This window comes from Adlercreutzia equolifaciens (genome assembly GCF_029076695.1).
Taxonomy (GTDB): domain Bacteria; phylum Actinomycetota; class Coriobacteriia; order Coriobacteriales; family Eggerthellaceae; genus Adlercreutzia; species Adlercreutzia equolifaciens_A.
Genome location: NZ_JARFIK010000118.1, coordinates 1 through 374, shown reverse-complemented (window position 1 = coordinate 374; position 374 = coordinate 1). Strand labels below are relative to the sequence as shown.

1 pseudogene is annotated in these 374 nt (G+C 64.4%); it reads right to left on the bottom strand.

The features are described 5' to 3' along the window. Positions 1-246 (bottom strand): annotated as a pseudogene (locus tag PZH32_RS11710) (NrfD/PsrC family molybdoenzyme membrane anchor subunit); the annotation flags it as partial. Between the last annotated feature and the right edge of the window lie 128 nt (positions 247-374).

Here is a 374-nt window from a genome sequence, read left to right as displayed (position 1 = left end):
CACCAGGGCCCCGAAAGCGGCGACGGCGAACAGCAGAATGGCCCAGGCGCCCAGGGAGAGCAAGCTTTTGCTCGAGACGAGAAACAGATAGAACGCCTTTTCCGGTACCCCCAAATCAAGGACGAGAAAGATTGCGCTGGCCACCACGAGCACCGGCCCCAGCACCAATCCGGCATCGGTGACCGGGTTGACGCGGGCGAACCACCCACGAGCCGCTTGCGGCCGAAAACGCAGCACCAGGTCCACCACGGATCCCAGCAAAAAGGATCCGCCTCCGGCGCCGGCAAGAAACAGGTACAGGGCACCGTCACCTGGCGCTCCTCCATGGCCTCCAGCAGCGCCGACTGGGTCTTGGCGCTGGCGCGATTGATCTC